6 protein-coding genes are annotated in these 8,275 nt (G+C 72.4%); 4 read left to right on the top strand and 2 right to left on the bottom strand.

Features of this window, described 5'->3' with window-relative positions; all coding sequences use genetic code 11:
• Positions 1-246: 246 nt before the first annotated feature.
• Complete coding sequence (locus tag VGX25_RS05675; RefSeq protein ID WP_326916532.1) at positions 247-825, bottom strand: TetR/AcrR family transcriptional regulator; 579 nt, start codon at positions 823-825, stop codon at positions 247-249.
• A 136-nt stretch (positions 826-961) separates the two neighbouring features.
• Here VGX25_RS05675 and VGX25_RS05670 point away from each other — a divergent pair, with 136 nt between their 5' ends.
• On the top strand, positions 962-2,425 hold the full coding sequence (locus tag VGX25_RS05670; RefSeq protein ID WP_414635721.1) for an MFS transporter: 1,464 nt from the start codon (positions 962-964) through the stop codon (positions 2,423-2,425).
• A gap of 69 nt (positions 2,426-2,494) precedes the next feature.
• On the opposite strand, the gene VGX25_RS05665 is transcribed toward VGX25_RS05670, so the two are convergent.
• Entirely contained in the window at positions 2,495-3,739 is a 1,245-nt protein-coding gene (locus VGX25_RS05665) for a kynureninase (protein ID WP_326916531.1), read from the bottom strand.
• A 98-nt stretch (positions 3,740-3,837) separates the two neighbouring features.
• On the opposite strand from VGX25_RS05665, the gene VGX25_RS05660 reads away from it, so the two are divergent.
• From VGX25_RS05660 to VGX25_RS05650, 3 genes are read left to right on the top strand one after another with little or no spacing between them, the layout of a single operon-like run.
• Positions 3,838-5,655 carry a glycosyltransferase gene (locus VGX25_RS05660; protein ID WP_326916530.1) on the top strand — a complete coding sequence of 606 codons (1,818 nt, stop codon included), beginning with the start codon at positions 3,838-3,840 and terminating at the stop codon, positions 5,653-5,655.
• A 32-nt stretch (positions 5,656-5,687) separates the two neighbouring features.
• Positions 5,688-7,271, top strand: coding sequence for a glycosyltransferase family 39 protein (locus VGX25_RS05655; protein ID WP_326916529.1), 1,584 nt, complete (start codon positions 5,688-5,690; stop codon positions 7,269-7,271).
• Positions 7,271-8,275, top strand: coding sequence for a glycoside hydrolase family 6 protein (locus VGX25_RS05650; RefSeq protein ID WP_326916528.1), 1,005 nt, complete (start codon positions 7,271-7,273; stop codon positions 8,273-8,275). Before VGX25_RS05655 ends, VGX25_RS05650 begins: the two co-directional genes overlap by 1 nt.

Genomic DNA, 8,275 nt, shown 5'->3' with positions numbered 1-8,275 from the left:
GGGTTGGATTGGTTGGGTGGTTGCGGGCCGGGGTGGGTGGTTGGGTGTCGTGGTGGTTGGCTGACGACGTCTGCGGGCAGGGGCTCGTTCCTCGCCCTGCCCTTGTCGTCGTGGGGCGGCCGCCCTCGCCAAAGATTGGTCGACCCCAGCGACGCTTCCAGCGACACGTTCGAGACGCGCGCTGGGGGTGGACGGGGAGGCCGGGGGTGGGCGGGTGGGATGGGCTTGGGGGAGTGACCATCGGCGCTAGGCATGGGTGGCTGCGTTGACGACGTCTTCGGCGAAGCGCACGGCGGCGGCGGCCGCGCCGTTCGGGCCCAGGATGGCGCCGTTGGCATACAGCCCGTCGATGATCAGCATGATCCGGTCGGCCAGCGGGCCGGGGTCGCGCGCACCGGTCTGCTCCGCGATCTCGAGCAGCCGCGCCCGCACGGCGGCGAAGTGGTCGACGGCCACCCGGTGCGCGGGGTGGTCGGGGTCGGGAAACTCGGCGAACGCGTTGCGCAGCGGGCAACCCCGGGTCCCGGCGACGGTGGCCTTGTCGGCCGCATCCCGCACAATCGCGACGAGCTGGGCGCCCGGGTCGCCGTCCAGGGGCCGGATCGCCGACTCGACCCGCTGCTCCCATTCCCGGGTACGGGCCTGCAGGTAGGCGACGACCAGGTCGTCCTTGCTTGGGAACTCGCGGTACAGCAGGTTCTTGCCGCAGCCGAACTCGTCGATGATCTGCTGCAGCCCGACGGCGTGCACGCCGTGGGCGTCGAACAGGCGGGCCGCGGTGTCCAGTATGTGGGCACGGGTCTCGGCCGCAGGTCGTCGCCCCATTTCCACCTCCGCCGCCCAGTCTATCGGACCGATCGGTCCCAATTGGGTTGACAGCCGCCCGGCCGCCCGAGCAAGATTGCGGACCGATCGGTCCGGGACCGACCGGTCCGAAACCGAGCGTCTGGAGTTTACTCTCGTGTCAACCTCGTCCGACACCGGTACCGACACCGGCAACCACCGGCTGAGCCGCCGCGCCTGGAGCACCCTGCTTGTGCTGTGCGGCGCGCTCTTCCTCGATGCCCTCGACGTCTCGATGATGGGCGTCGCCCTGCCGTCGATCCGCGCCGACCTCGGCATGTCCACCAGCGCGCTGCAGTGGGTGGTCAGCGGCTACGTGCTCGGATACGGCGGCTTCCTGCTGCTCGGCGGGCGGGCCGCCGACCTGCTCGGCCGGCGCCGGGTGTTCCTCGTCTCGCTGGCCGTCTTCCTGGTCGCCTCCGCGCTGTCCGCGCTGGCCGTCGACGGGACGTTCCTTGTCGCCGCCCGGTTCGTCAAGGGCGTGGCCGCCGCGTTCACCACGCCGGCCGGCCTGTCGATCATCACCACGACCTTCGCCGAGGGCCCGGCCCGCAACAAGGCACTGTCGATCTACACCGCCACCGGCGCGACCGGCTTCTCCCTCGGCCTGGTGTTCGGCGGGCTGCTGACCGGCATCGGCTGGCAGTGGGTGTGCCTGCTGCCCGCTCCCCTCGCGCTGGTCACGCTGCTGGCCGGCGCCCGGCTGATTCCCGACTCCGGCCGGCCCGCGCGCGCGGGCCGCGGGTTCGACGTGGCCGGCGCGGTCACCGTGACGGCCGCGATGCTGATCCTGGTCTACACCCTGGTCGAGGCGCCCGACGTGGGCTGGGACTCGGCACGCACGATCGGCTCGCTGGTGGCCGCCGCCGCGATCATGGCGGTGTTCGTGCTGATCGAGCGGCGCTCGGCGGCCCCGCTGGTGCGCCTGGGAATCCTGCGCTCCGGCGCGCTGGTCCGGGCCAACCTCGGCGCGATGACGCTGATCGGCGCCTGGTTCGGCACGCAGTTCATCACCACGCTGTACCTGCAGCAGCTGCGCGGCTGGTCGGCGCTGGAGACCGGCCTGGCGATCTTCCCGGCCGGCGCGCTCGTCGCCGTCCTGGCGCCGCGGGTCGCACCCCTGGTGAGCCGGTTCGGCGTGCAGCGGGTGATCTTTGTCGGGCTGAGCTCGGCCGTCGCGGCGTACGCGCTGTACCTGCCGATCGACGCCGACACGGGCTACGCCGCCATGCTCCCGACGTACCTCCTCGGCGGGCTGGCGTTCGGCCTGGCCTACGGCCCACTCAACATCGCCGCCACCAACGGCATCGCCCCCCACGAGCAGGGCCTGGCCGGCGGCCTGGTCAACACCTCGTTCCAGTTCGGCGGCGCGCTCGTGCTGGCGGTGACCACCGCCGTCAACAACGGCGCGACCCGCCCGGACGGCACGGCCCAGGGCCTGCTCGACGGCTTCCACGCCGCGCTCGTGGTGCCGGTCATCGTCGCCGCACTCGGCGCCGCCGTGGCCCTCCTCGGCATCCGCCAACCCCGTCCGACCACCGAGCCCGCTGGTTCCGAAGAGCCAATCAGGCTGGCGGCCTAAGCGACGGCGGCCGGCCGTCGTTTCCGCCCTGCGATCGCCGACCTCCGACGCCGGTCGGTGGATCGGGGCTCAGGTGGAAAGGACGGTGCTGGACCCGGCCGCGGTGAGCGCGCGCATTCGGTTCAGCGCCGTCCACACCTCTTCGTAGCTTGTGGACAGTGGCGAGGGGCCGAGGCGGATCCCTTGCGGTGGGCGGAAGTCGAGGATCACGCCGCTGTCGTTGAACAACCGGGCGAGGTTTGCGGCGTTCGGGTGGCTGAGCAGCACGTGCCCGCCGCGGCGCTCATCGGCGCGGGGCGAGGCGACCGTGAAGCCAAGCGGGGCCAGCCAGGCGTCGGCGAGCTCGATCGCCAGCCGGGTCAGGGCGGTCGACTTGGCGCGGATCCGCTCGATCCCGGCATCGGCGATCATGGCAAGGCCTTCGGCCACGCACAGCAGGCCGAGCACCGCGGGCGTGCCGGACAGCAGGCGGCGCAGCCCGGAGGCCGGCCGGTAGGCCGCGTCCATGTCGAAGATGTCCTCGGTGCCCATCCAGCCGCGCAGCGGCGCGCGGAGGCCGGGCAGGTGCTCGGCGCGCACGTACAGGAAGGCGGGCGCACCGGGCCCGGCGTTGAGGAACTTGTAGGTGCAGCCCACCGCGAAGTCGGCGCCGGCCGCGTCGAGGTGCACCGGGACCACCCCGGCGCTGTGGCACAGATCCCACACGACCAGCGCCCCGGCCGCGTGCACCAGCTCGGTGATCGCGGCCAGGTCGGCGAGGTACGACGAGCGGTACGCCACGTGCGACAGCGTGACCACCGCGGTCCGCTCCCCCACCGCACCGGCCAGCGCCTCCGCCGTGATCCCGGCCGCGAGGTCGGTGGGCACCCAGCGCACGGTCAGGCCCAGCTCCTCGGCCACCGCCTCCACCACGTAGCGATCGGTCGGGAAGTTGGCGGCGTCGGTGACGATCTCGGTGCGCCCCGGCCGAAGGGCGATCGCCGCCCGCAGCGCCTTGTGCAGGCACAGGGTCGTCGAGTCGGCGACGATCACCTGACCGGCCGCGGCGCCGAGGCAGGCCGCGCCGAGCCGGTCGCCGATCCGTTCCGGCAGCTCGAGCCAGCCCTCCTCCCAGGACCGGATCAGCCGCGAACCCCACTGCCGGACAACCAGATCCTCCAATCGATCCATTGTGGACTGTGGAGGCCGGCCGAGCGAGTTGCCGTCCAGGTAGGCCACGACACCGGGATCGATCGGCACGAACCGTTCGCGGTACGCGGCAAGCTCGTCGTCGCGGTCCAACCGGCGCGCGTCGTCCAGCGAGATGGCGGTCACCCTCGCATCCTCCCATTCAGTAACGGTTTCGCTACACCAGCATGCGGTTAACCCCCGTCTCGATCTCAACTGACGCCCCACTCCCGGGAGGATTTGGCGTGCCCGTCCGGTTCGTTGCCGTCGGCCTGACCGCGGCGGCCCTGGGGATGGTTCTGCTCCTGGCACTGATCCACGCCGGCTGGCCACCATGGCTGGCCAACGCGGCCACCGTGCTGGTCACGCTGCAGCTCAACTTCCTCGGCAACCGGTACCTGACCTGGCGCGGCCGGCTGGCCGGCTCGCCGCGCAGCACGTGGACCCGGTGGTGGCGGTTCCACGCCGCGCGCGGCGCAAGCACGGTCCTGAGCATTGCGTTGTTTCCGGTGCTGGCGCCGCGGCTCGGCGCGAGCGTGGCCTACTGGACGCTGCTGGCCGCAGGTGCGGTGCTGAACTACTGCACCGACCGGTGGTGGTCGTTCGACCACCGCGACACCCGCCCCGGCGCCCGGCTGGCCTGCCTGCTCGGGGTGTCGGCCGCCGGGGTGCTCGCGGCCGTACTGTTCCTGGACGCGTTCATCGTGGTGGTGTCGCTGTTCATGCTGGTGGTCACGGTGACCACGCTGGCGTTCCAGCTGTACAAGTGGTGGCGGCCCGAGCACGGCAACCCGGCGCGCTACGGAAGCCCGGACACACCCCGGCTGCCCGGCGTGATCCTGGTGCCCATGCGGCACGAGGAGGCCGTTGCCGGGACCACCCTCGACCGGCTGGCCACCCTGAGCCACCCGAACTACCGCGTCATGCCGATCGTCGACTACGCCGACGACCAGGGCACCGCGCGGATCGTCCGGGCGAAGGCGCGCGAGTATCCCGGGCGGATCCTCGAGTGCCCCTACCCGAGCGACCATCCGGTGCACAACAAGCCGATCGGGCTCAACGCCGCGATCGAACGGTTGGACCGGTTGGGCGTCCGGTTCGAGTGGGTCGGAATCGCCGACGCCGAGGACCTGTTCCACCCGGATCTGCTGCACGTGGTGGACTACCGGTTCCGGCGGACCAACGCCGCGGTCGTGCAGTGCGGCGTGCAGCTGATGAACTTCAACGCCGACCCGGATGCCGTCCCGCAGCCGGGCGGGCCCCCCCCCCCGCTGCGCCGCTGGTGGCGGGCGAACACCTCGGCGTGGTGGCGCGCGGCCAACGTGCTCGAGTACTTCAAGTGGTTCCAGTCCCGGCTCAAGCTCCAGGCGGCGATGGGCATCATGCCGCTGGGCGGCAACACGGTCTTCTTCCGCAGGCGGTTCATCGACACGCTGCGCGCGCGGTACGGCCGGGCCTGGGACGAGGAGTGCCTGACCGAGGACTGCAAGATCGGCATCCTGGCGTCGGTGCTCGGCTACCGGGTCGACGTGGTCTACCTCGAGGAGCTGGTCACCCGCGAGGAGACGCCGTCGACCCTGCGCGGCCTGCTGCGCCAGCGGGTGCGCTGGATGCAGGGCTTCATCCAGGTCTTCCGGTCCGGCGAGTGGCTGGCGCTGCCCACCCGCGCCCAGCGGCTGCTCGCCGTGTACGTGCTGGGCTTCCAGTTCTTCCAGGCATTCGCCGCGGCGCTGGCCCCGGTCGCGCTGGCCATGGCGATCTGGCACAAGTCGCCGATCGTCGTGACGCTGCTCGCGAGCCTCCCGTTAGGACTCGGGCTGCTCAACGTGGCGCTGGACGTGGTGCTGCTGCGCCAGTTCAGCCGCACGTTCGGGATCCGGGCGCGGTTGCGCGACTATCTCGGGCTGATCGTCGGCGCGTACCCGTTCCAGCTCGTGCTGTCGTTGGCCGCGATCTGGGCGATCCTGCGCTACACGCTCGGCCGCAACAACTGGGTCAAGACCGCACACCAGGGCGCGCACCTGCCGGGCGCGCCGCAGCCGGAGCTGGTGGGCTCGCGATGAGCGCGCACCGCACGAGGCCCACTCTGACCACAGTGGACCTGGCGAAGGTCCTGCCGCCGCTGCCGGTGCGGCGCCGGCTGCTCGTGTCGGTGAGCGTGTGGCTGCGCCGGCACGGCCGCAGTCTCGCCGTGCTGGTCCCGGTGCTCGTGGTGGCCGGCTTGGCACACGCGATCGGCATGTCGACGTTTCCCCGGTACGTGGACGATCCGGGGACTTACCTGTCCCAGGCCTGGTCGCTGCGCTACCAGGGAACGCTCTCGCCGTACTCGTACTTCTACGACCACGCTCCGGCCGGCTGGATCCAGATGGCGCTGTGGGCGTTGCTCACCAACGGTTTCGACCGTTACGGCACGGCCTTCGGGTTCGGCAACGAGGTCATGCTGCTGGCCAAGCTGGCCAGCACCGCGCTGGTCTACGCGCTCGGCCGGCGGCTCGGCTTCTCCCGGGCCGGTGGCGCCGGGGCCGCCCTGCTGTTCGCGCTGTGCCCGTTGAGTGTCTCATATGGACGGTGGGTGTTCCTGGACAACCTTGCCACCCCCTGGCTGCTCGGCGCGTTCGTGCTCGCGCTGTCACCGCGCCGGGGGATCGCCGGCAGCCTTGGCGCCGCGCTGTGCTTCGGGATGGCCGCGCTGACCAAGGAGACCGCGCTGGTGCTGCTGCCCGCGCTGGCCTGGGCGATGTGGCGCAACGCCGACCCGCGCAACCGGACCCAGACGCTCACGGTCGCGGCCGGGGCCGGCGTCCTGCTCATGGCGCTGTACCCGTTGTTCGCGCTGTACAAGGGCGAGCTGTTCCCCGGCCCCGGGCACAACAGCCTGCTGGGCACCGCCGGATGGCAGCTCGCCGAGCGGCCGTCGAGCGGTTCCGTGCTGCTCCCCGACACCGCGGCGCGGCACCTGTTCACCGATTGGCTGACCCAGGACTGGATCCTGCTGCTCGGCGGGCTGGCCGCGCTGCCGGTCTGCCTGGCCGCGCCCCGGCTGCGCCCGATCGCGTTGGCCCTGGCGCTCGGCTGGCTGGTGTTGCTGCGCGGCGGCTACGTGCCGTTCATGCACGTGCTGACGCTGCTGCCGTGGGCCGTGCTCCTGGTCGTCGGCGCGATCGAGGTGGTCGCGGGCAACCGGCGGCCACGGACCTGGGCCGTTGAGCCGGAAACGCCGGCACGGCACCCGCGCTGGCGGCTGGTCATGGCCGGTGGGCTGGCGATCGGTGTGCTCGCCGCGGCCGCGGCCGTCTGGCCGGCCGAGCTGCGACCGATGCTCACCACGACCGAGGAGCCGCCGCTGCGCGCCGCCCAGCGGTGGGTCGCCGACAACGTGCCGCGCGACAAGGTGATCGTGGCGCACGACTCGATCTGGGTGGACCTGGTGCACCACAACGGATACAACCCCCGACCGATCATCGTGCACAAGCTCGACACCGACCCCGCGGTGCGCCGCGACCTGACCCGCATCGACTACCTGGTGGTGCCGAACTGGTACTACACCGCGCAGAACGGCCCGCAGGGATACCCGACGCTGCTCGAGGCCCGCAAGCACGCGGTGGCCGTCACCTCGTTCGGCACCGGCGACGACGGCGTGACCGTCTACCGCGTCAGCCGCTACTGGGAGCCGTGATGCGCCGCCTCGCCACCCTCCTCGCCGCGGTCGCGCTGGCCGGCTGCGGCCACGCCCCGTCGACCGACCTGCACCCGAGCCCGCCGCCGGTGGAGTTCGCCCCGCTGCAGCACCCGTTCCGCGGCCAGCGGCTGCACCTCGACCGCGACTCGGAGGCGAGCCGCTGGCAGGCCGCCAACGGCGCCGGCTGGCTCGACCCGATCACCAGCACCCCGCAGGCCCGGTGGATCAACGGCCCGGAGAACGTCGCCGACATCCCGCGGCTGGCCCGCGACGCCCGGCGGCAGCGGGCGCTGCTCGTCCTGGTCGCCTACTACCTGCCGGACCGCGGCTGCACCGGCCACCGCGACGGCGCGCCCACCCCCCAGGCATACCTGGCCTGGATCGACCAGCTCGTCGCGGCGCTGGCCGGCACCCGCGCGGCCATCATCGTCGAGCCCGACGCGATCCCGGCCGACTGCTTCGACGCCGAGCGAGCCGACCTGCTCCGCACCGCGGTCGCCAGGCTGGTCGACGCCGGGCAGTACGTGTACCTCGACGCCGGGCACTCCGCCTGGCGCAGCACCGGCGAGACCGCCGAGCGGCTGCTGGCGTCCGGCGTCAACCGCGCGGAAGGGTTCGCCGTCAACGTCGCCAACCGGCAGCCCACCCAGGACGCCCAGCGGTGGGGCCTCGAGCTGTCGGACCTGGTCGGAGGCCGGGAGTTCGTCATCGACACCTCGCGCAACGGCGCCGGGCCGCCGCCCGACGAGCCGGGCCGCGACGACGAGTGGTGCAACCCCGCCCGGCAGGGCCTCGGCGACCGCCCGACCACCAGCCCCGACCTGCCGGGCGTCGCGGCCACGCTGTGGGTCAAGCGCCCCGGCGAGTCCGACGGCCCGTGCGGCGGCGAGACCACCTACGAGTTCGCCCCCCGCCAGGCCCGTAACCTGATCGTGAACGCCGCCCCCTGGGTCACCCAGGCCGAACGCCAGAGCGCTATAGCGACCCCATTCACTCCATAG

This window comes from Actinophytocola sp., from assembly GCF_035942955.1.
In the GTDB taxonomy this organism is placed as follows: Bacteria; Actinomycetota; Actinomycetes; order Mycobacteriales; family Pseudonocardiaceae; genus DASYTH01.
The sequence above is the reverse complement of the archived record's forward strand: the minus strand, read 5'-3'. Positions and strand labels throughout refer to the sequence as shown.